The organism is Roseiflexus sp. RS-1 (assembly GCF_000016665.1).
Lineage (GTDB): Bacteria > Chloroflexota > Chloroflexia > Chloroflexales > Roseiflexaceae > Roseiflexus.
Genome location: NC_009523.1, coordinates 2,274,775 through 2,294,141, shown reverse-complemented (window position 1 = coordinate 2,294,141; position 19,367 = coordinate 2,274,775). Strand labels below are relative to the sequence as shown.

Here is a 19,367-nt window from a genome sequence, read left to right as displayed (position 1 = left end):
GCAATGGCGAAGCACAAAGGCAAACCCAACAACCAGAATCGTCAGCGCCAGAAAGAAGCGGCTCAGAAATTCAGACTTCCAGAGGTGGCGAAATCCGGACACACCAGAGAACATCAACGCCAGGAGGCAGTGTCCAAACAGGCTCAGGCCGTCAAAGCACAGAAAACGCTAAAGATTCCCTGGCCCGCGCCCCGGCAACCGACTGAGACAAGAGAGAACTATCGCTTTCTCAACCCGTACAACTTCGTGCGTTACTTGCCCGAACCAGCTATCCCCCCTGGCGATGTCGATGCTCAGTTGCTCGGTCGCTGTGCACCACCGCCCCATGATCGCTATATTGGCTTAACGGGGCGCATCGTTTGCACACTGGAGGCGGTGACACCGCTGTTTATCTCTGATAGTCACGATATCAACGTGACTACCACTCTCCGTGATGGCAGAGAAGTCCAGTACAAAAGCTACCGCTTCTTCCAGTACGAGGGCAGAGACGCTATCCCGGCCGCCAGTCTGCGCGGGATGATCCGCTCCACGTTTGAGGCTGTTACCAACTCACCCTTCGGCGTCTTCAACGGTGACGAACGTCTGGAGTATCGCATCGACCCGGCCGAGGCGCGTCGCTTCAGGCCAGGTATTGTGGAGAGTCTGCCAAATGGTGATCAGCCGGGCGTCATTCTGCTCTGTGAAGAGGCGAAAATCGGTGCGTATTATGAAGACAGAAAACTCAATGTTCTCAAAGGAAACTGGCGGTGCGGTGAGGAGGCGTATGCGATCATTACAAAGAACAATACAGCAAAGGTCAAAGCGCTTGCCCGTCGACCCGAAGATTTGCCTGCTGATGGAGAAATATATCACGGCTGGGTTAAAGTCACCGGTCAGACCATTGAAACGAAGCGCAATGAAAGTTTCTTTTACTTCAAACACGGCGACCGCACGAAAGCGCAGAGAGTTTACTTCGACGTTGAACGGGAAGCCGACTTCAATGCTGTGCTTCACGCCCAACTGTACGAACGCAGAGAGAATTTCCACAGTCAGGTGCAGAGCGAAAGACTGGAACCGAACAATCTGGTCTACGTCGAGCTTGAGCCAGAGGATGCCGGTCGCGTGCGCAATATCGCGCTGGCACGGGTAGCACGGCTGCGCTACCGTAACGCTATCGGCAATTTGCTGCCCGATCACCTGAAGCCTGGTGAGGACTATGAACACCTGGATATTGCCTCGCGCGTCTTTGGCTGGGTCAAGGCTACACCAACCGAAGACTACAAGGTGCGCATTGCTTACGCCGGGCGAGTGCGCTTCAGCCACGCTGTGCTGACAGAGGACGGAGATAAGGGCGTCTATGATGGTGAGATGCCGCTGGCAATCCTGGGATCGCCCAAGCCAACGACAACCCTCTTCTACCTGCGCAAGCGCGAAGGTGAATGGAGTGAAGCGGAACGTAAGCAACCCGGCGCTGCCACCACAATCGGCTATGATGGTCCCAACATACTGCGTGGGCGCAAGTTCTACCGCCACCACGGAAAAGCCCTCAACCGTCTGGAATATGAGCGTGCTGGACGTCGCCAAGATCACCAAAACCGCACGGTACGCGGAGTGCGGGCGCCGGGAAACGTCTTCGAGTTCACCATTGACTTCCACAACCTGGCGCCGGTGGAGCTGGGAGCACTGCTATGGACACTCAATCTGAGCGACAACGAACAATGTTTCTTCCGGTTAGGATACGCCAAACCGTTGGGATTTGGCAGCGTCAGGCTTTCCGTGGTTCAGGTTGAACTGCTCGATCCAGGTACTCGCTACCGATCATTGCAAACATCTGGCTGGCGTACTGCTACATTCTCAGAGCGTAGTCGGTGGCTGGAGCGTTTCGCAACGGCAATGCGACGTTGCTACGGGAAACCACTCTATGAATTGCCCAATATCGTCGACCTGATCAAACTGCTCAGGGGTCCTGAAAAGGGTCAACCGCAGCATATCCACTATCCGCGTACCAATCTGCAACCTGATCCAGACGGAAAGAACTTTGAGTGGTTTGTGGCGAACAAAGCCAAATCGACCAAAGTGGATCAGGCCGGACCAAACTTAACGCTGGAAATGCCGGATGTGGAAAAAGGACTGGTATTGCTGGAAAAGGACAGACAGGCATAATAGAGCTGTGGCCTGTTTGCGTGTGGTTAAGATATCCAGCTAAAGGGGGGCTATTACGGTAACTTCGAAGCACGCGATCAGTCGGTGACTCCAAATCAAACACCGGTTATCGATCTGACACACTTCGTAGATCTGCTTGACTGGACAGTGGGCGCTGACCACTTCGTGCGCTTTGAAGATGCAAGCGAATGAGCACGGTTGTTAAGGTTTTTTGGCAATCCCCTGCATGCTATCTCTCGTTCCAGCCATCAGGACGCCCAAACTCCCCCTTCTCCCCTTGTGGGAGAAGGGGGCAGGGGGGATGAGGGGGCAAAGGGCAGGTTCTCCCCTTGTGGGAGAAGGGGGCAGGGGGATGAGGAGCAACAGCGCGTCAGAACACACCAGGGGGAGCAGCACGAGCATCACCCCCGCACCTACTCCTCCTCTTCCTCCTCGCGCTCCGCCAGACGCCGGTCGAGCGCCAGCAAGCCAGGACCATCGTCGCCGATGAGTTTCAGGTGCTGGATGATCTCCTGGGCGCTCTTCTCCTCTTCGACCTGCTCATCGATGAACCACTGAAGCATGCTGAGGGTGGGGTAATCATTCTCCTGCGCAGCGAGGGCGTAGATGGCATGAATGGCGGCAGTGACCCGCTGCTCGTGCGCCAGCGCGTGCTCGAACACGTCGAGCGGCGATGCGAACTCGTTCTGCGGCTCGTCGATAGCGCCGAGGGTCACGCGCCCGCCACGGTCGTTCACGTAGTCGAAGAAGCGAAGGGCATGTTCACGCTCCTCCTCGCTCTGCAACCGAAACCAGTGGGCAAACCCGGTCAGTGACAGCGACTCGAAGTAAGCCGCCATTGCCATGTAGGCGTGGGATGCGGAAAACTCGTAGGTGATTTGCTTGTTAATCGCCTGCTGAATGCTCTCGCTGAGCATATGGATACTCCTTTCCGCTACGGCATGGTAGCATTATATCAGGTTCCGACTGGAACATGGGTAGGCGGCAGGTTGGGGGCGACAGACGGTGCGCAGGTCGCTCCTGGCGGACGCTGCGGTTTGAACAAGGCTGACACCCTTGCATCCGCTGCTTGACGATCTGTGATATACTGAAAATATGACGCACCGCGTTACACCTGCGACTCGTGCGCAGGAGGAGCATACAGGAGGCATACATATGCTCGATACAACCCGCGATGTCGTGCGCAAGAGCCTGCTGGCGATGCTGGGCGCCATCACGCTGGCGGATGATGAACTGGAGCAACTCCTTGATCGCCTGGCAGCGCGTGGCGAACAGGTTGCGCGCGACCGCTTCAGTCATATCGAAGCGTTGCGCAACCGGTTGACCGGGAGCGAAGGAGCGGCTCGTGAAGGGCTGTACGAAGGCGCGCTGCTCCGGCAGACGCTTCGGGAAGAGATTGAACGGCAGGGGCGTTTGCTCGCCGCAGCGCTCGATCTGCCGACCCGTGATTCGATCAATCTTCTGCGTGAGCAGATTGAACAGATCAGTCTGGCTATCGACCAGATCGTCACACAGCACACGCCGGTTATCGCCCCGATAGACAATGGACAGACGCCTGCTCCAACGCCCGCTGCCGCTGTCCCCCAACCCGATGCGGTCGAAGCGCCCGCCGCCGCTGTCCCCCAACCCGATGCGGTCGAAGCGCCCGCCGCCGCTGTCCCCCAACCCGATGCGGTCGAAGCGCCCGCCGCCGCTGTCCCCCAACCCGATGCGGTCGAAGCGCCCGCCGCCGCTGTCCCCCAACCCGATGCGGTCGAAGCGCCCGCCGCCGCTGTCCCCCAACCCGATGCGGTCGAAGCGCCCGCCGCCGCAACCGCTGTCACTCAACCGGAGGTGAGTGAGCCGTCTGCATCCACGATGACTGCCCCGGTTGCCGGGTACGACGCGCTCAATGCAAAACAGGCAGCTGCAATTGTCGCCGAACTTGAGGAAGCCGATCTACTCGCACTTTATCAGTATGAACAGGCGCATCGCAACCGCATCACCGTGCTGCGCGCTATCGAAGCGGCGCTTGCCCGCCATCGCGGTGAGTCGTAACTGCCTGCCCCTACTCGCAGGGCGCTCTTCCTGTTGTCCGTCTCCAGAGATCACCGCAGTATCAAGCCCCCAAACCTGGGGGCTTGATGTTGCCTTCCCCAGGCTTACCAACGTGTCATCACCGGATGACAGGATTGCTATCCTCGCATCTTGCGCGATACCGCGCCTTCCGCTATAGTAGCGCAAGGAGAAACCATTGAGCAGACTCTGGTCCTATGCGCGCGCTGATCACCGGCATCAATGGATTCGTTGGCGGGCACCTGGCTGAGCATCTCCTCTCCAGTGGCTTGTGGGAGGTCGCTGGCATTGCGCGGCAGCCAGCGCTCGCCCTGGAAACCCTCACCGGACGGGTGACCTATGTCGCCGCCGATCTCAGCGACCGCGAACAAACCCTGAGAGCGCTTGCCAGTATCCGACCCGACGTCATCTTCCACCTCGCCGGTCAATCGAACGTCCCGCACGCATTCGCCGACCCGCACACCACGGTTCAGATGAATATCGGCGCACAGCTCAACCTGTTTCTCAGTGTGCTGCAACTGCGGATCGACCCGCTGATCATCGTTGCCAGCAGCAACGAGATCTATGGGTTGGTGCGCCCTGAAGACCTGCCGGTCAACGAACAAACGCCGCTGCGCCCGGTTAACCCATATGCCGTGAGTAAAGCGGCGCAAGACCTGTTTGCCTACCAGTACCATATCAGTCACCGGATGCGCACCGTCCGCCTCCGACCGTTCAACCATATTGGTCCGCGTCAGACGGAAGCGTTCGTTGTACCGGCGTTCGCCGCGCAGATCGCGAGGATCGAAGCCGGACTGCAACCACCGGTGCTGCGCGTCGGCAATCTGGCGGCGGAACGTGATTTCAGCGATGTGCGCGATATTGTCCGCGCCTATGAACTCGCTGCACTGCACGGCGAAGTCGGCGCGGCGTACAACGTCGGCAGCGGGCAGGCAGTCGGCGTGCAGCGCATTCTGGACATTCTGCTGACCTTCAGCACGCACGATATTCAGATCGAACCGGATCCATCCCGGATGCGCCCCTCCGATGTGCCGCGCGTGGTGTGCGACGCATCGCGATTCCACGCCGATACCGGATGGACGCCGCGCATTCCGCTGGAACAGACCCTGTTCGACACGCTTGAGTACTGGCGTTTCCGGGTACAGGAGCAGTTATGAAGGCAGTCATTCTGGTTGGCGGGCTTGGCACCCGTTTGCGACCGCTCACGTGCAACACACCCAAGCCGATGATCCCGGTGGTCAATCAACCGTTCATCGTCCACGTCCTGGAAAATCTGCGCAATCAGGGGATTGAAGAGGTCATCCTGTGCGTGCAGTACCTCGCCGGGCGGTTCCGTGAGGCGCTTGGCGATGGTTCGGCGCTTGGTCTGAGGATCCACGTGATCGAAGAACCGGAGCCGCTGGGGACTGCTGGCGCAGTGAAGAATATCGAACACATGCTCGATGGATCGACCTTCGTCTTCAACGGCGATGTGCTGACCGACCTCGACCTGCAGGCGATGATGGCGTTCCACCGCGAGCGCGGCAGCAAGTTGACCATTGCGCTGACACCGGTCGAAGACCCGACGGCGTATGGTCTGGTCGAAATGGACGAAACGGGACACATCCGCCGGTTTACCGAAAAACCGCGCGTCGATGAAGTGACCTCGAACCTGATCAACGCTGGCACCTACATCATCGAGCCGGAACTGTTCCGCTATGTGCCACCCAAACAACACTACATGTTCGAGCGCGGGTTGTTCCCTGTCGTCCTCCAGACCCGCGATCCCATGTACGGCTACCCGTCGTCCGCCTACTGGACCGACATCGGCACACCGTCGGCATATCTGGAGGTGCACCACGACATCCTGGTCGGCAAGGTGCGTTACCGCTTTCACGGCAAAGAGATCGGCAACCGGGTATGGCTGGTCGGCGATGCCGACATTCACCCGCGCGCCCAGATCATCGGTCCTGTCGTCATCGGTCCGGGAGTGAAGATCAGCGCTGGCGCGCAGATCATCGGACCGACCGTTATCGGTGCAGGATGCATCATCGGCGCGAATGCGCGGATCGAGGGTGCCGTCCTGTGGGAAGAAAACCAGATCGAAGAAGGGGTCGCGTTGCGGTCGTGCGTTGTTGGCAGTCGCAATCAGATCGGCGCGCGCACCCACATCAGCGACGGCGCAGTCGTCAGTGATGCGTGCACTATCGAAGCCGACAATCGCCTGGAGCGCGGCATCCGCGTCTGGCCCGAAACCCATCTGAAAGAGCGCTCGATCTCCTTCTGAAAAGGCATGGCGGGAGCCATGCTATAATGACACGGCGCGCTCCGAACGCCGGAGCGCACCGGTACAGATGCGGAAGGAGCACGACGATGGCACGTGTCGCAATCAACGGCTTCGGTCGGATCGGCCGCCAGAGCTTCAAAGCAATGCTCGAGCACTACCCGGACGACCTGGAGATCGTGGCAATAAACGACCTGACCGATAATGAAACACTGGCGCATCTGTTGCGCCACGACTCGACGTATGGCGCGTTCGATGGCGATGTCAGCGTAACCAGCGACCGGATCAGCGTAACGTTCTACAGCGAAGAAGGGGATGAACGTCAGATCGACATTGTGGCGCTGGAGGAGCGTGACCCGGCGAAACTGCCGTGGCGCGACCTGGGCATCGACATTGTGATCGAGTCGACCGGGCGCTTCACCGAGGCGGAGAAGGCGCGTGCGCACCTCCAGGCGGGCGCGCGCAAGGTTATCATCACGGCGCCTGCTAAGGGCGAGGACATTACCATCTGCCTGGGCGTCAACGAAGATCGCTACGATAACGCTGTCCACCATATCATCTCCAACGCCTCCTGCACCACCAACTGTCTGGCGCCGGTGGCAAAGGTGCTCAACGACAATTTCGGCATCCGTCGCGGGATGATGACAACGGTTCATTCCTATACCATGGATCAGAACCTGCAGGACAATGTGCACAAAGACCTGCGACGTGCGCGGGCGGCTGCAATGAACATCGTACCGACAACTACCGGTGCAGCGCGGGCGGTGGCGCTCGTGATTCCCGAACTCAAAGGCAAGTTCGATGGGTTTGCCGTGCGCGTGCCGACGCCAACCGTCTCAATGATCGACTTCGTGGTCGAACTGGAGCGCACCGTCTCGGTCGATGAAGTGAACGAAACGTTCCGCGAAGCGGCGCAGAGTAAGGAACTGGAAGGCATTCTGGAAGTGACCGACGAGGAACTGGTATCGAGCGACTTTATCGGCTCCACTGCGTCGGCGATTGTCGATCTGCCGCTCACAATGGCGCTGGGGGGCAATCTGATCAAGGTCATTGCCTGGTACGATAATGAGTGGGGGTACGCAACCCGTGTCGCCGACCTGACAGCGTTCATCGCCGATGAAATGGAGGTGTAGCGGCATTCCCGCAGAAAAGGGAGAGACATTGCACGGCAACGTCTCTCCCCCGACCCCTACGAAGACGCTGGCATCCCCGCCAGGCGACGCAGCTCACGATTACGGCTCAGGCGCCCCAGAATATTCCGCTTGACGTTATACACTTCTGCAACGCTGCCGAACAGATCACGGCGCATCTTGTAGATTTCCCCCGGTTTGCGCCCCATAATGAACGAGTGGTAGAGCACGAACCGCTCGGCGTCGCACATCAGCAGCGCGTCGATTGAGCGCCAGAACTCCTCGCGCGTTACCCGGTTGATCGCCTCCTCGTCCGGCGCATCGAGCATCTGATCTCGGGCGCGTGCACGCTCGTCCGGCACGATCTCTGCCCAGGACTGTGCGCGTGCGCAGTCGATCACCACGCACGTGGCGCAGAGGTGCAGATAATGCAGCAACGATCCAAGCGTCGGAAATGCAGCAAAACGCTCTGGCGTGATCGCCTGCCAGAAACGGGCGAATACCGAACCAACGAAGTATTCGCTGCTCTCGCCAGTGCTGCTGAATGCACTGCTCCGCCGCACCCAACTCTCGACCAGCGCGCGGTACTGGTGAAACAGGTACTCCCACGCCGCGTCGCACCGTTCTACCAGCGCCCGCCGGAACAGTTCGTAGGCAAAGCGTGTGTCGTGCGGTTGACCTCGAAAAAAGCGTTCACTCTCGATTCGACAGTGCCGCTGGAGTGTCGCAAGATCCATGCCGACAATCGTCTGCGCGTCGATGTTCGCATGCTCATACGTGGCAGACTGTCTGCGGATGCTGCGTACCGGCGCATCCGGCAGCGGACGAGGAATGTCCGTATGGCTCTGCTGCATTCATGCCTCCTCGTAGATCGCTGGCTTCCGTAGACTATTCTAGGCGGTAGCCCGCCCGGCGAGAATGACTCCTGGATGAGAACCGGATGACAGGCTTACGATTCACAGTGGTAATACCCGAATAGAATAAAGAAATCCTTAACCGAGGTGTAATGCGTTTTAACTTTTTCGACGGACGACAGCACCCAGACACAGTTTCACCTTTGCTGAAATCAGTCGGCGAAAATACCTCGTGCGGCATTGAGGAGCGCCACCAGTTCAGCCAGCGTGAGCGCCGGACCGATATTCTCGGTCGAGTCACTCCAGCATCCCCAGTACCCCTCACGATCGACCCGCCAGAACGCACGCCCCAGGTAGTGACCGGTGCGCGGATCATGGACAGGAACGCTATCGCGGATGGAAGAAAGCGGAGCACGCGGCGGTCCCCAGACCACCAGCGTGTCGGGACGAGCCTGACGTGGATGACGTTCGGGACGAATAAGACCGGTAAGGTGCGGGTACCAGAATTCGCGTGGTCGCGCAATCAGCGGCAGCGGACGCTCCAGCGCGTCAAAGAAAGACAGCGGCTGTTCGACGTTCAGTCGACCAATCGACAGGGCGCCAAAATCCGGATCGATACTGACGCGCGCATAGATCGTGAAGGCGCGCAGTGGTTGAGCAGCGCGCAGGATGTCGGCGATCATCGACCGGTGGGACTCGGCCATGCGCCACATCAGCGCGTGAGCGGTTGGGGCGTAGATCAGCGCTTCCATAGTCTGTTGACGCCTGTCTGCTCCGATATCCTTCGCGGAAGAATGCGTACCGATCCGAGGCTGGTCAACGTTGTGTGCAGCAGCGCGCCCCTCTCTGTATCATACAGTCTGTCGGCGCGAAATGCAGTAGGAGAAGAGTCCTTCTTTTTTGTGGAACTTCGAGACGACAACAAAAAAACCGCACGAGTCGCATTGACTCGTGCGGTCTTCTACCGGTTCTGTAAGGCTACGATTGGTCGTCGGTCTGATCGGTCGATGCCTGCGGCTTCTGCGATGATGGTGGTTGGTTGGCGGCAGGCACATTGATCGCGTCTGAGGGACGGCGGGCACCGGGGAGACGGCGGCTGACGCTGACCGGCTCCGGAAGCGGGCGGCTTGTGACAAAGCCGAACTGCTGACGCTGCACGGTGCGCGGATCAGTGAATGGATGCTCGGCTTCAACACGCGCCAGGATCTCATTCACGTCGATGTCGGTCAGTTCGTTACGCAGGATCAGCGCCTCGGCAATCGCAATCACTGCTTCCTTATTATTTTCGAGCAGTGACTTCACCTGCCGGTACTGCTCGTTCAGAATAGCCTCGACGCGCACTTTGATGTCGGGGCTTGCCAGCCCTTGCATACCGAACGTCAGATGCGAATACAGACTGTTGTCCATTCCATACGCGCCGACCATGAAGGTTGCCAGACCGGTGGCGCTCTGCAGGTCGCTCGTTACGCCGCTCATCTGGATATTGAGGAAAATTTCCTCAGCAGCGCGACTGGCGAGCGAGATTTTGATCCGGTCGAGGAGTTCGTCCTTTGTGCGCGTATGGATCTCCTCTTCCGGTTTCCAGGCGGCGAAGCCAAGCGCCGAACCGTGGCGCACGATTGTCACCTTCGTCAGGCGCTCCTTGCGCAGCAGTTTGACCGCAGCGTAGGCATGACCCGCTTCGTGGTACGCAAGGCGGCGGCGCTCTTCATACGACATGTTGCGGATCGGCTGGCGCAGACCCCACTCGTGCGTCTCACGGGCGCGGGTGAAATCCCAGTAGTTGATCGATGATCGACCATCGAAATGAGCGTGAATGACCGCTTCGTTGATCACAAACTTGATCGCCACCGGGGAGTAACCAATCGTATCGGAGACCATGCGATCAATCGGCATTGGCTCGTGCTTCACCTTTGCCAGGTAGTACTCGATAATCTCTCGACGCCCATCGGCATCAGGCAGATCGACCACGATCTTGCGGTCGAAGCGTCCTGGTCGCAACAACGCCGCATCGAGCGTTTCCGCCAGGTTGGTCGCCGCCATAGTGAGCACTGGCGGCATTTCCGCCTTCTTGCGGCGCAGACCGAAGAAGCGCAGGATTTTACCGGTCAGCGACTGCTCGTGCGGCGGCGGGTCCATCTGGATAAGCAGTTCATTGAGCAGACCACTCCCCGCACCCATCCCCATGCCCATCCCCATCACCACATTGGCGCGACCGCCATGGTTCGGATCGGGAGACATGCCCATCGCACCCTGACCGGCAAGGTTCGGGCTGCGCGCCATGCCAATTGCATCGATTTCGTCGATGAACAGGATGCAGGCGCCATACTCACGCGCCAGTTTGCGCGCCTTGCGGTAGAGCAACATGACCTTCATGTTGCCCATGCCCATCCAGGCGGATGTTAGCGACGGGGCGCTCAGATACCCAAACGGCACACCCGCCTCGGTCGCCACTGCCTGCGCCATATAACTTTTGCCGGTTCCGGGCGGACCGATCAGGAGCACGCCACGGGTCACTTCGCCACCCATCTCTTTGAACTCTTTAGCGCCCTTGAGCAGCGTCACAATCCGGCGCGCCGCTTCCAGCACCTCCGGGTTGCCTTTATAGTCTTTGAAGCCGATGCCCGTCTCACCCGGTTTGAGCCAGTAGATGCGGGTGCGGCCCATAAAGTAGAACATCAGGAAGAACTGGAACCCGATGAAGAAGAACAGATAGGCGCCGATCAGCAGCACCTGAATGATTGCGGCGCCCATATCATTCGTCATAACGAACTCAACGGCGCGCGGCGCCAGATTGATCACCAGCCAGACGGCGGCGACGGCGATCAGGATGCGCCAGATGAAGCGGCGCACCTTCCAGGGCCAGCGGTGGAACGCCTGATCGATTTTCTGGTCCAGTTCGCGATCGAGTTCGTCGCGATAGTGTGGATCGACACTGGGACGATACGGTTCAAGTGCCATGCTCAACTCCCATCTCAGGCGCGTGTGCGCCGCTCACTGTTACGCTTCTCCAACATCCATCCATCAGTTGTTCTGTGAAAGCCGATCAAGGGGCGAGATGATATTGATAATCTTGCCGTCTGGATTGGCGGTGATAATGAGCGGAACTTTGGCTCGCTGACTCTGGAGCGACACCTGGACGGCGTAGAAGTACATCGAACCACCGTCATCGAGCGGAATGCCGCCGATATAGTCGTAGCGATTGTACACCAGCCCCATATTCTTCTCGATATTCGCCTGCGATTGCAGCGTCGCTTTCGATGCGCCCGCATTGAGACGCGCCGTCTGATACTCGGTGCTGAATGAATCCCACATCAGGTCGGCGTTGAATGTCTTGCGCCCCTGAAGGTAGTTGAGCACCGCTGGCGCAGGCGGGATCGACTCGGCGCGGGTGAAACCGGGATCGCCCGGTTTCGGTCCCCACAGTTGCCAGCTCATCCAGCCGATGACACTCAACAGCACGAATGCAACAACAAGGGTCAGGGCATACGGTCGCAGCGAACGCCCAAGGAGAACCATCCCGTACAGGACGCGCCGCAGCAGCAGACGCATCAATCGCGCGAAGCGCCCGGCCGGGCCCACCCGCGGCGGTTGGGCATAGTATGGGTACGGCGATTGCACGGGATATGACGGCGGCGCAGGCGTTTGCTGAGCCGGAGGTTGCGACATATGACGCGGGTCCTGCATAGGTGTCACCACATTTCCCTGAAACTGGCGCCCATATTCGGCGGTTAGCGCCAGGTTTCGTCGATATAAACACTCACCAGGAGAATTTGGCGCATGCGTGAAGGAATTGTATCAGGATTGGTTAAAGTATACTTGAACAAAGACATGTGATCAAGCCATCTGTATGAAGATACGATGAGAGAGATACACCGGATGTGGCAGCGATGGGACGCCGGATTGCGCTGGCTCGACAAAGTGGCGCTGCTGGTGATCATCGGGTATGCGGCGCTCGCAGTGAGCGCTCAAACGGGGTTGAACGTCGCCGGGCAGGGTCTCGACCCGGTGTGGGCAGCGGCGCAGCAGCGACGCACGCTGCGGGTGGCGGTCGATCTCGGTTTCTACCCGTTCACCTGGATGGAGGATGGGCAGCCAGCAGGGTACGACATCGACCTGGCACGCGCAATTGCGACACGTCTGGGCATGCAGGTCGAATTCGTGCCGGTTGGACTGGACTCAATCTATGATGATCTGGCGGCACGACGTGCTGATGTTGCGATCTCCGCACTCCCCTACGCGCCGGAACTCGGCTGGCGCGCGCGCTTCTCGCAGTTCTACTTCGACGCCGGGCAGATGCTGGTTGTCAGGAGTGATACGCCAATCGCCACAGAAGCCGACCTCGCCGGGCGCGTGGTTGGTGTGGCGCTCGGTTCCGACGCCGACACCTGGGCGCGACGACGCCTGATGGAAGGGGCGTCGTTTGTTCTGCGCGCCGACTACGATACGCCGGACGAGGCGCTGGCAGCGTTACGGCGCGGCGACGTGGACGCCGTTGCGGTCGATCATGCTGCGGCGCTGATCGCTCTGGCGCACGCGCCAGAGTTGCGCATCGCACAGGCACTGACGTTCGAGCCGTATGTCATCGCAATTGCGCCGGAGGCGTACCGACTTCACGAGGCGGTCAATCAGGCGCTGGATGATCTGCGCGCTGAGGGATTCTTTGATGCGTTGCGGGAAAAGTGGTTCAGGTAGAGAGGGTTTTTGGCGTCTCACGCCTCGCCCCACGCGCCTCGTCCCCTCGCGCCACCTGCCCGGCGCCCCAGGAGAGACGTTGCAGTGCAACGTCTCTACAGCAACCCACGCGCCTCGTGCCTCTCTCGCCCAAGACCCTTGAGGTCGGGCGGGATCCCCGGTGCGGGCGCACACGCAGGTGCGCCCCTACACGTTGCCATCCCACGTTCAACGTGCAACCTTCAACTCCTCGCGCCCTCTCGCCTCACGCCTCATCCCCTTGCGCCTCGCTCATATCCCGGCGGCATATCGGATCGCGCTGCGAAAGATGACCAACCCATCCCCCTCCTGCCGCAGCGGTTCGCGCGTCCAGCGCGGGTGTTGATAGGGGAACACAGCATTTTCGGGGTGAGGCATCAACCCAAGCACATTTCCGCCAGGGTTGCAGATCCCGGCAATATTGTCCTCCGAGCCGTTCGGGTTCTCCGGGTACGACGGCGGACTGCCATTGGCGGCGACGTAGCGCAGCGCGACCAGTCCGGCGGCGCGCAGTGCCGCGAGCGCGGCAGCGTTCCGGGTCACAAAACGTCCTTCGCCATGAGCAACGGGTACTTCGATTGGGCGATCAATGCTGCGTGTAAAAACGCACACGCTGCCAGGGTCAGCAGCCAGGCGCACCCAGCGGCACTCAAAGCGACCGGACGCATTATCGGTGAGGGTGACCGACTGTGCAGGTGACGGGGTGGATGCTTCCGTCAGAGGCGTGCCAGGCAGAATGCCAGCCTTCACCAGCGCCTGGAAGCCGTTGCAGATGCCGATGACCGGGCGACCGTCGGCGATAAAGCGTGTGATCTGATCGCCCAGACAGTGGATGAGATCGACCGCGAGCAATTTCCCTGCGCCGAGATGGTCGCCATACGAAAAGCCGCCGGGAACGACCAGCATCGCATAGTCCATCAGGCGTCGATCACCGCTGATAAGCCGGTTGATATGCACCACCTCCGGGCGCCCGCCCGCAAGTTCGATGGCGGTAGCGGCGTCGCTGTCGCGGTTGATACCCGCAGCGCGCAGAATAAGAACGCGCGGCGTTTTCTTCATAGGTTATCCCCAACGAAATTCAATCTCCACCTCGCCAATCTTGATCCGGTCGCCGGAGCGCAGATGATGCTTCTGGTGAGGAGGGAGCGGTGATCCATTGACCAGCGTACCATTTGTTGATCCGAGGTCAACCAGCGTATAGTGATCGCCGTTCCGGTCGATCATTGCGTGGTGGCGCGACGCAATGCCCCGGTCGTGCTCCGCCAGGTCGAGTTCGGGGTAGTGATGCTGGCGCGGGTCACGGCGACCGATGCGGAGCGGCGTGCGTTCGATCTTCTGCTCGAAGGTGCTGCGCGGTGACACAACGATCAGGCGCGGCACGGTCAGCGCAGCGCTGAGCGGCGCACCGCATCCGGCGCAGAAGCGTGCGTTCGGTTTGTTGATCCGCCCACAACGCGCGCATGCCGCCCCCGACGCTGGAACATCGGTCGGAGGTGCAGGAGGTGCAACCGGCGCTACAGGGGCGGATGGCGCCTGAAGGATGATTTCCGGCGACGGGATTGACACGACGGGCGGAATGATCGGCGGGGGCGGCGTGGCACGAGCGACCGGATCGACATAGGGCGCATCCAGGCAACGGTGGAGCGCCTGCTCGAACTCGAGCGCACTGCTGAACCGTCTGGACGGTTCCAGGTTCATTGCTTTGATGATCACCTCCTCGGTACGGGCATCGACCGAGGGGTTGAGTTTGCGAATGCTTCCTTTTGCCGGCGTCTGCAACGGGATTGGCGGCAGGTTGGTCAGCAGATGGAGCAGTGTTGCGCCCAACGCATAGACATCGGACCGCGCATCGGTTTGCCCTTTGCCATACTGCTCCGGCGGCGCATAACCCGCCGATCCCATCGCAATCGTGTCTTTCGCCTTGCGCGCCTTGTACGTCCGTGCAACGCCGAAATCGATCAGTTTCAGCACTCCTTCCGGCGTCAGCATCACATTCGACGGCTTCAGATCGCGATAGATGATCGGCGGGGTGCGCGTATGAAGGTAGTGCAGAATGCGTGCAATCTGAATGCCATACCCGATCACCTGCTGCTCTAGCAGCGGGGCATTGGCGTCGCGGATGCGATGCTCCAGCGTCTGACCCGGCACGAACTCCATGATCATCACCGGGCGACCCTGGTACTCAAACAGATCGGCGACGACCGGCAGACCTGGATGGCTGAGCTTGCCGAGCAGTTCGGCTTCCTGCAAAAAGAGACGCCGGTTTTCTTCCAGTTCGCCTGGCGGCACATCTTCCGCCGGGCGCATCTCCTTCAACGCCCAGATTGTCGAGTCGGCAACCCGAAGCGCACGATAGACCGCACCCATCCCGCCGCGACCTATCAGTGAGATAATACGATATTCGGCGTGTGTGCCGTGGATGGTTGTTTCCGGAGCCAGCAGATCAGACATACGGCGCCGAGCGTGCACTCCGTGCAGCGGAATCGCATTTCGCCGCAAATTGTACCACAGGATGCGCATCGATGGCGCTGTGCTATACTTGATGCACGTGATACGGTTGTTTTCGCGGAGTCATTGTCTCCGCACAAAGCGATCACGTGTCGGAACGATGCTGCCGATACCGGCGTCAGAGCAACAGTTGCACGATGCGCTTCGTCCATTATGAATGAATGCCGGGCATGTTGCGCATTCGAAAGAGAAAACGACGACCTCACGCAAAACCAGGGTCTGATGCAGAACGTTGCAGAAGGAGTATTCGTATGGCAGGCGAGGTCACAATTCGCGCGTCGCTGGCGCGCCCATACATGGCAGCAGCGGCGACGCCGCAGGTTGCCTATATGCTGATCGAAATCACGCCTGGTCAGGTGATGACGCAGGTGCGTGCACCGGTCAATGTCTGTTTCGTGATTGACCGGAGCGGCTCGATGAAGGGCGAGAAGATCGACCGGGTGCGACGGGCGACGATCCGCGCCATTGAGATGCTCGATGCGCAGGATGTCGTCTCGGTGGTCATCTTCGATCATCGAACCGAGGTGCTGATCCCTGCCACGCCGGTGACCAGACCTGCCGAACTGATCGACCGTATCAATCGTGTGCGCGACAGTGGCGGCACCCGGATCGCACCGGCCATCGAAGCGGGATTGCGCGAGATCGAGAAGGGACCGCCACAGATGGTGCGGCGGCTCATTTTGCTCACCGACGGTCAGACCGAGAACGAGTCCGACTGCCTGCGCCGTGCTACGGATGCCGGGCAACGCAATGTGCCGATCACGGCACTCGGTGTGGGCAAGGATTGGAACGAAGACCTGCTGATCGAAATGGCGAACCGTTCAGGCGGAACTGCCGATTACATTGATCGTCCGGAAAAGATCGTCGAGTACTTCCAGAGCACCATCCAGCGCGCCCAGGCGACTGCGGTGCAGAATGCAAACCTGACGCTGCGACTGGTGCAGGGAGTGCTGCCACGCGCAGTATGGCAGGTCTACCCGCTGATCAACAATCTCGGCTACCGCCCGATCTCCGACCGTGATGTCAGCGTGCCGCTCGGTGAACTGGAAACCGGCAGCGGTCGCACCCTGCTGATCGAAGTGCTGGTCGAGCCGCGCCCGGCAGGTGAATATCGCATCGGGCAGGCGGAAGTGAGTTACGACATTCCGCTGCTGAACCTGCGCGATGAAAAGACCCGCGCCGACATCATGCTCACGTTTACGACCGACGCTGCGCTTGCGAGTCAGGTAAATGCCAGCGTCATGAACATTGTTGAAAAGGTCAGCGCCTTCAAACTGCAAACGCGAGCGCTGCAAGACCTGGCGGCCGGCGATGTCACCAGCGCGACGCAAAAATTGCAGAGCGCCGTGACCCGTCTGCTCAACCAGGGCGAAGTCGAACTGGCGCAGACGATGCAGCGCGAAATCCAGCACCTGCAACAGACAGGCAAACTCTCCAGCGAAGGACAGAAGACGATCAAGTTTGGAGTACAGAAAACCGTTCGCCTGAGCGACATCAAGAAAGATGAACCCTGACATGGGCGCCGTAGGGGTACAGCGCCGCTGCGCCCCCCACGGCGCGCTGTAAGGGCGCAGCGCCGCTGCGCCCTCCTATAGCGCCGTAGAAAGGAACAACATCTATGATCGTGCTGGTTGCCCGCTATGTATGCAAACCCGGACTGGGTGACGCCGTCGAAGAGGCGTTACGCCGTATGGCGGCGCTGGTACGGCGCAATGAGCCGGGATGTGTGCTCTATCAGTGCTGCCGCTCCCAATCGAACCCGGATGTTTTTCTCCTGTACGAGCAGTATGAAACCCACGCAGCGCTGGCAGCGCACCGCGAAACGCCATACTTCCAGGCGATTATCGAAAGGGAAATCGTTCCGATGCTGGAGCAGCGCGAGCGCGAGTTCTACTCGCTCGTCGCCTGATCCGCTTGCATCAGAGCGCCGTGCGTGGTACCATATTCGCCAGCGGGCCGCTAGCTCAATGGCAGAGCGCGTCGCTCATAACGACTGGGTTCCAGGTTCGAGTCCTGGGCGGCCCACCACCTCGCAGGTCTCCGGTCTGCGAATAGTGAGTATCCTGCAAAGAGATCATTTCATTGCAGAGGCGTAGCGTGCGATTGACGGCAAACTCCGCGCTTCTGGCATCTCTACGGTGCGTTTTTGCAGCGAAGTCGGCATGTTTCCGCAGGTTCGCGTTCAGTCACACCGCTGGTTCTCAAAAAAACGGCAACGCCGAAACAGCAGATCGCCCGCCTTCTCAACCACACGGAGCGGCGCTTCCATCTGCCAGCGCCACACATCGGGCCAGGTCAACCCGCGTCGCAGGTTCGTCTCGGCATTGAAGACCGTCGCATTCAACACCAACCCAGCGTTCCACCCGATCAGCACAATGGCAGGAATGATCACCCCTACCCTTCCGATCCGTTTGATGAGATAGTCATTCACCAGCGCCAGACCAACGACGAAGATCGGCGTACACTCGATCAGGCGACGAAATCCAAACGCCCCGGTCAGGTGCCACGTGGTGCCAAACGCGCCATTAATCCACGTCTGCGCCAGAAACGCCGTCAGCAGCACCATCGTCAGCAGACGATCGCGCCGCCAGAGCAGCGCCAGCCCGATCAACCCCAACCCCAGCGCCGGACTCCAGACCAGCGCCCCACGACTGAACGGCGGAAAGGTCGCTGTGAAGTCACTGGCGCCGGGGCACCAGAAATCGGGCGCAGGATCAACGTCAATCAGGGTATCGAGAAAATGCGGGCTGCACCAGTTCAACTTACCGCTCACCTCGCTCGCCGGTCGCGGCTCACCGTTGAGAATCTGGTACACGATCAGTTGCGGCGTCAACGCAACCACGAACGCCCCAACGAAGAGCGCATGACGCACCGCCAGTCGCCCGACAGCGCGCGGCAGTCGCACCAGGCGCGCGTAGCGCCAGAGCGCCTCGATCGCTGGCGCCAGCAGGAACAACCCCAACTGCTCGCGGGTGATCGTCATCAACCCGCCAATCAACCCCAACGCCAGCCATGCCCGCCAGCTGCGTTCAGCGTGCCCTTGTGCGTCATCGCGCCCCCATTCCCGCGTTTCATACCAGATCGTCAGGAACAGCGCCGTCAGGAACAGGCCTGTCGCGTGCGCAAAGGGCATCTGAACATACATATAGAACACGAGCGGCGACGCCAGCCAGATCGTGACGCTGGCGAGGGTTGCCGCAAAGCCTGAAGCAAAACGGCGCGCCAGCCGATACGAGAGGATCACCCCCAGCAGACCGTAGAGCGCCGAAGCGTAACAGACGGCATAGATATACGGCGCCGAAAACCCATCCGCTGGAATACGCATACCAGAGGCATTGGCAATACGCACCAGCGCATCCGCCAGCAAAAAGAACGGCGCCCACATGATCGCAGCGCCAACCGGAGCGATATTGCCATACCGACCGGTTTTCGGACGGATGCGGTTGGGTTGAAGCAGGCTCCCCTCGATGCCTGAACGCGGGTTCAGTTCAGCGAAGCGTTGATAATCGTTGGCGAAATCGAGATCGCCATCGAAGCGGAGCGAGCGCAGATAGACGTAGTACTGCACCTCATCGGTCGCATAGACCCGAGGCGTCGCCAGAGGCAGCAGCAGCACAAACAACGCCATGATCACGATCAGACCGCGATCACCGCGCAGATGCGCTGCCGCCAACCGCGCATAGATGACAGGCGCTGACATGC

General features: G+C 59.9%; 16 protein-coding genes and 1 tRNA gene. 9 read left to right on the top strand and 8 right to left on the bottom strand.

The window, feature by feature from the left end:
- The first annotated feature begins 3 nt into the window (after positions 1 to 3).
- Entirely contained in the window at positions 4 to 2,142 is a 2,139-nt protein-coding gene (locus ROSERS_RS09615) for a TIGR03986 family type III CRISPR-associated RAMP protein (protein WP_011956592.1), read from the top strand.
- 413 nt (positions 2,143 to 2,555) lie between these two features.
- On the opposite strand, the gene ROSERS_RS09605 is transcribed toward ROSERS_RS09615, so the two are convergent.
- Positions 2,556 to 3,059, bottom strand: a complete 504-nt coding sequence (locus ROSERS_RS09605; RefSeq protein WP_011956591.1) for a ferritin — start codon at positions 3,057 to 3,059, stop codon at positions 2,556 to 2,558.
- Between the two features lie 238 nt (positions 3,060 to 3,297).
- On the opposite strand from ROSERS_RS09605, the gene ROSERS_RS09600 reads away from it, so the two are divergent.
- From ROSERS_RS09600 to gap, 4 genes are all read left to right on the top strand, one after another.
- Positions 3,298 to 4,179: a hypothetical protein gene (locus tag ROSERS_RS09600; RefSeq protein WP_011956590.1), complete on the top strand. Its 882-nt coding sequence runs from the start codon at positions 3,298 to 3,300 to the stop codon at positions 4,177 to 4,179.
- A 215-nt stretch (positions 4,180 to 4,394) separates the two neighbouring features.
- On the top strand, positions 4,395 to 5,354 hold the full coding sequence (locus tag ROSERS_RS09595) for a GDP-mannose 4,6-dehydratase (RefSeq protein ID WP_011956589.1): 960 nt from the start codon (positions 4,395 to 4,397) through the stop codon (positions 5,352 to 5,354).
- Positions 5,351 to 6,463, top strand: coding sequence for a sugar phosphate nucleotidyltransferase (locus ROSERS_RS09590; protein ID WP_011956588.1), 1,113 nt, complete (start codon positions 5,351 to 5,353; stop codon positions 6,461 to 6,463). Before ROSERS_RS09595 ends, ROSERS_RS09590 begins: the two co-directional genes overlap by 4 nt.
- A gap of 86 nt (positions 6,464 to 6,549) precedes the next feature.
- Positions 6,550 to 7,593 carry a type I glyceraldehyde-3-phosphate dehydrogenase gene (gap, locus tag ROSERS_RS09585; protein ID WP_011956587.1) on the top strand — a complete coding sequence of 348 codons (1,044 nt, stop codon included), beginning with the start codon at positions 6,550 to 6,552 and terminating at the stop codon, positions 7,591 to 7,593.
- A gap of 56 nt (positions 7,594 to 7,649) precedes the next feature.
- Here the strand turns inward: gap and ROSERS_RS09580 are convergent, their stop codons facing one another.
- The 4 genes from ROSERS_RS09580 to ROSERS_RS09565 all read right to left on the bottom strand — a co-directional run bounded on the left by ROSERS_RS09580 (position 7,650) and on the right by ROSERS_RS09565 (position 12,113).
- Positions 7,650 to 8,444: a sigma-70 family RNA polymerase sigma factor gene (locus tag ROSERS_RS09580; RefSeq protein WP_011956586.1), complete on the bottom strand. Its 795-nt coding sequence runs from the start codon at positions 8,442 to 8,444 to the stop codon at positions 7,650 to 7,652.
- 212 nt (positions 8,445 to 8,656) lie between these two features.
- Positions 8,657 to 9,196, bottom strand: a complete 540-nt coding sequence (locus ROSERS_RS09575) for a hypothetical protein (protein WP_011956585.1) — start codon at positions 9,194 to 9,196, stop codon at positions 8,657 to 8,659.
- Between the two features lie 226 nt (positions 9,197 to 9,422).
- The gene (locus ROSERS_RS09570) at positions 9,423 to 11,405 is read right to left on the bottom strand and encodes an AAA family ATPase (protein ID WP_011956584.1); all 1,983 of its coding nucleotides are present in this window, start codon (positions 11,403 to 11,405) and stop codon (positions 9,423 to 9,425) included.
- Between the two features lie 63 nt (positions 11,406 to 11,468).
- Positions 11,469 to 12,113: a hypothetical protein gene (locus tag ROSERS_RS09565; protein ID WP_011956583.1), complete on the bottom strand. Its 645-nt coding sequence runs from the start codon at positions 12,111 to 12,113 to the stop codon at positions 11,469 to 11,471.
- Positions 12,114 to 12,305: 192 nt separating this feature from the next.
- Here ROSERS_RS09565 and ROSERS_RS09560 point away from each other — a divergent pair, with 192 nt between their 5' ends.
- Positions 12,306 to 13,139 carry an ABC transporter substrate-binding protein gene (locus ROSERS_RS09560; RefSeq protein WP_011956582.1) on the top strand — a complete coding sequence of 278 codons (834 nt, stop codon included), beginning with the start codon at positions 12,306 to 12,308 and terminating at the stop codon, positions 13,137 to 13,139.
- Between the two features lie 270 nt (positions 13,140 to 13,409).
- On the opposite strand, the gene purQ is transcribed toward ROSERS_RS09560, so the two are convergent.
- Both purQ and ROSERS_RS09550 read right to left on the bottom strand, forming a co-directional pair.
- Positions 13,410 to 14,216: a phosphoribosylformylglycinamidine synthase I gene (gene purQ, locus ROSERS_RS09555; RefSeq protein ID WP_011956581.1), complete on the bottom strand. Its 807-nt coding sequence runs from the start codon at positions 14,214 to 14,216 to the stop codon at positions 13,410 to 13,412.
- A gap of 3 nt (positions 14,217 to 14,219) precedes the next feature.
- Positions 14,220 to 15,608 (bottom strand): protein kinase domain-containing protein, encoded by a 1,389-nt coding sequence (locus tag ROSERS_RS09550; protein WP_041333403.1) that lies wholly within the window; start codon positions 15,606 to 15,608, stop codon positions 14,220 to 14,222.
- 308 nt (positions 15,609 to 15,916) lie between these two features.
- Here ROSERS_RS09550 and ROSERS_RS09545 point away from each other — a divergent pair, with 308 nt between their 5' ends.
- The 3 genes from ROSERS_RS09545 (at position 15,917) to ROSERS_RS09535 (ending at position 17,693) form a co-directional block, all read left to right on the top strand.
- On the top strand, positions 15,917 to 17,179 hold the full coding sequence (locus ROSERS_RS09545; protein ID WP_011956579.1) for a vWA domain-containing protein: 1,263 nt from the start codon (positions 15,917 to 15,919) through the stop codon (positions 17,177 to 17,179).
- A gap of 104 nt (positions 17,180 to 17,283) precedes the next feature.
- A complete protein-coding gene (locus tag ROSERS_RS09540) occupies positions 17,284 to 17,574 on the top strand; it encodes a putative quinol monooxygenase (protein WP_011956578.1) in 291 nt (96 codons plus the stop codon).
- Between the two features lie 44 nt (positions 17,575 to 17,618).
- Positions 17,619 to 17,693 (top strand) — tRNA-Ile (locus tag ROSERS_RS09535).
- Positions 17,694 to 17,847: 154 nt separating this feature from the next.
- Here ROSERS_RS09535 and ROSERS_RS09530 read toward each other — a convergent pair.
- Positions 17,848 to 19,365 carry a glycosyltransferase family 39 protein gene (locus tag ROSERS_RS09530; RefSeq protein WP_011956577.1) on the bottom strand — a complete coding sequence of 506 codons (1,518 nt, stop codon included), beginning with the start codon at positions 19,363 to 19,365 and terminating at the stop codon, positions 17,848 to 17,850.
- Positions 19,366 to 19,367: the final 2 nt, after the last annotated feature.

Bases quoted from the DNA above. Each gene is read 5' to 3' on its own strand.
- ROSERS_RS09615 (WP_011956592.1), top strand. From the start codon at position 4: ATGGCGAAGCACAAAGGCAAACCCAACAACCAGAATCGTCAGCGCCAG.
- ROSERS_RS09605 (WP_011956591.1), bottom strand. From the start codon at position 3,059: ATGCTCAGCGAGAGCATTCAGCAGGCGATTAACAAGCAAATCACCTAC.
- ROSERS_RS09600 (WP_011956590.1), top strand. From the start codon at position 3,298: ATGCTCGATACAACCCGCGATGTCGTGCGCAAGAGCCTGCTGGCGATG.
- ROSERS_RS09595 (WP_011956589.1), top strand. From the start codon at position 4,395: ATGCGCGCGCTGATCACCGGCATCAATGGATTCGTTGGCGGGCACCTG.
- ROSERS_RS09590 (WP_011956588.1), top strand. From the start codon at position 5,351: ATGAAGGCAGTCATTCTGGTTGGCGGGCTTGGCACCCGTTTGCGACCG.
- gap (WP_011956587.1), top strand. From the start codon at position 6,550: ATGGCACGTGTCGCAATCAACGGCTTCGGTCGGATCGGCCGCCAGAGC.
- ROSERS_RS09580 (WP_011956586.1), bottom strand. From the start codon at position 8,444: ATGCAGCAGAGCCATACGGACATTCCTCGTCCGCTGCCGGATGCGCCG.
- ROSERS_RS09575 (WP_011956585.1), bottom strand. From the start codon at position 9,196: ATGGAAGCGCTGATCTACGCCCCAACCGCTCACGCGCTGATGTGGCGC.
- ROSERS_RS09570 (WP_011956584.1), bottom strand. From the start codon at position 11,405: ATGGCACTTGAACCGTATCGTCCCAGTGTCGATCCACACTATCGCGAC.
- ROSERS_RS09565 (WP_011956583.1), bottom strand. From the start codon at position 12,113: ATGTCGCAACCTCCGGCTCAGCAAACGCCTGCGCCGCCGTCATATCCC.
- ROSERS_RS09560 (WP_011956582.1), top strand. From the start codon at position 12,306: ATGAGAGAGATACACCGGATGTGGCAGCGATGGGACGCCGGATTGCGC.
- purQ (WP_011956581.1), bottom strand. From the start codon at position 14,216: ATGAAGAAAACGCCGCGCGTTCTTATTCTGCGCGCTGCGGGTATCAAC.
- ROSERS_RS09550 (WP_041333403.1), bottom strand. From the start codon at position 15,608: ATGTCTGATCTGCTGGCTCCGGAAACAACCATCCACGGCACACACGCC.
- ROSERS_RS09545 (WP_011956579.1), top strand. From the start codon at position 15,917: ATGGCAGGCGAGGTCACAATTCGCGCGTCGCTGGCGCGCCCATACATG.
- ROSERS_RS09540 (WP_011956578.1), top strand. From the start codon at position 17,284: ATGATCGTGCTGGTTGCCCGCTATGTATGCAAACCCGGACTGGGTGAC.
- ROSERS_RS09530 (WP_011956577.1), bottom strand. From the start codon at position 19,365: ATGTCAGCGCCTGTCATCTATGCGCGGTTGGCGGCAGCGCATCTGCGC.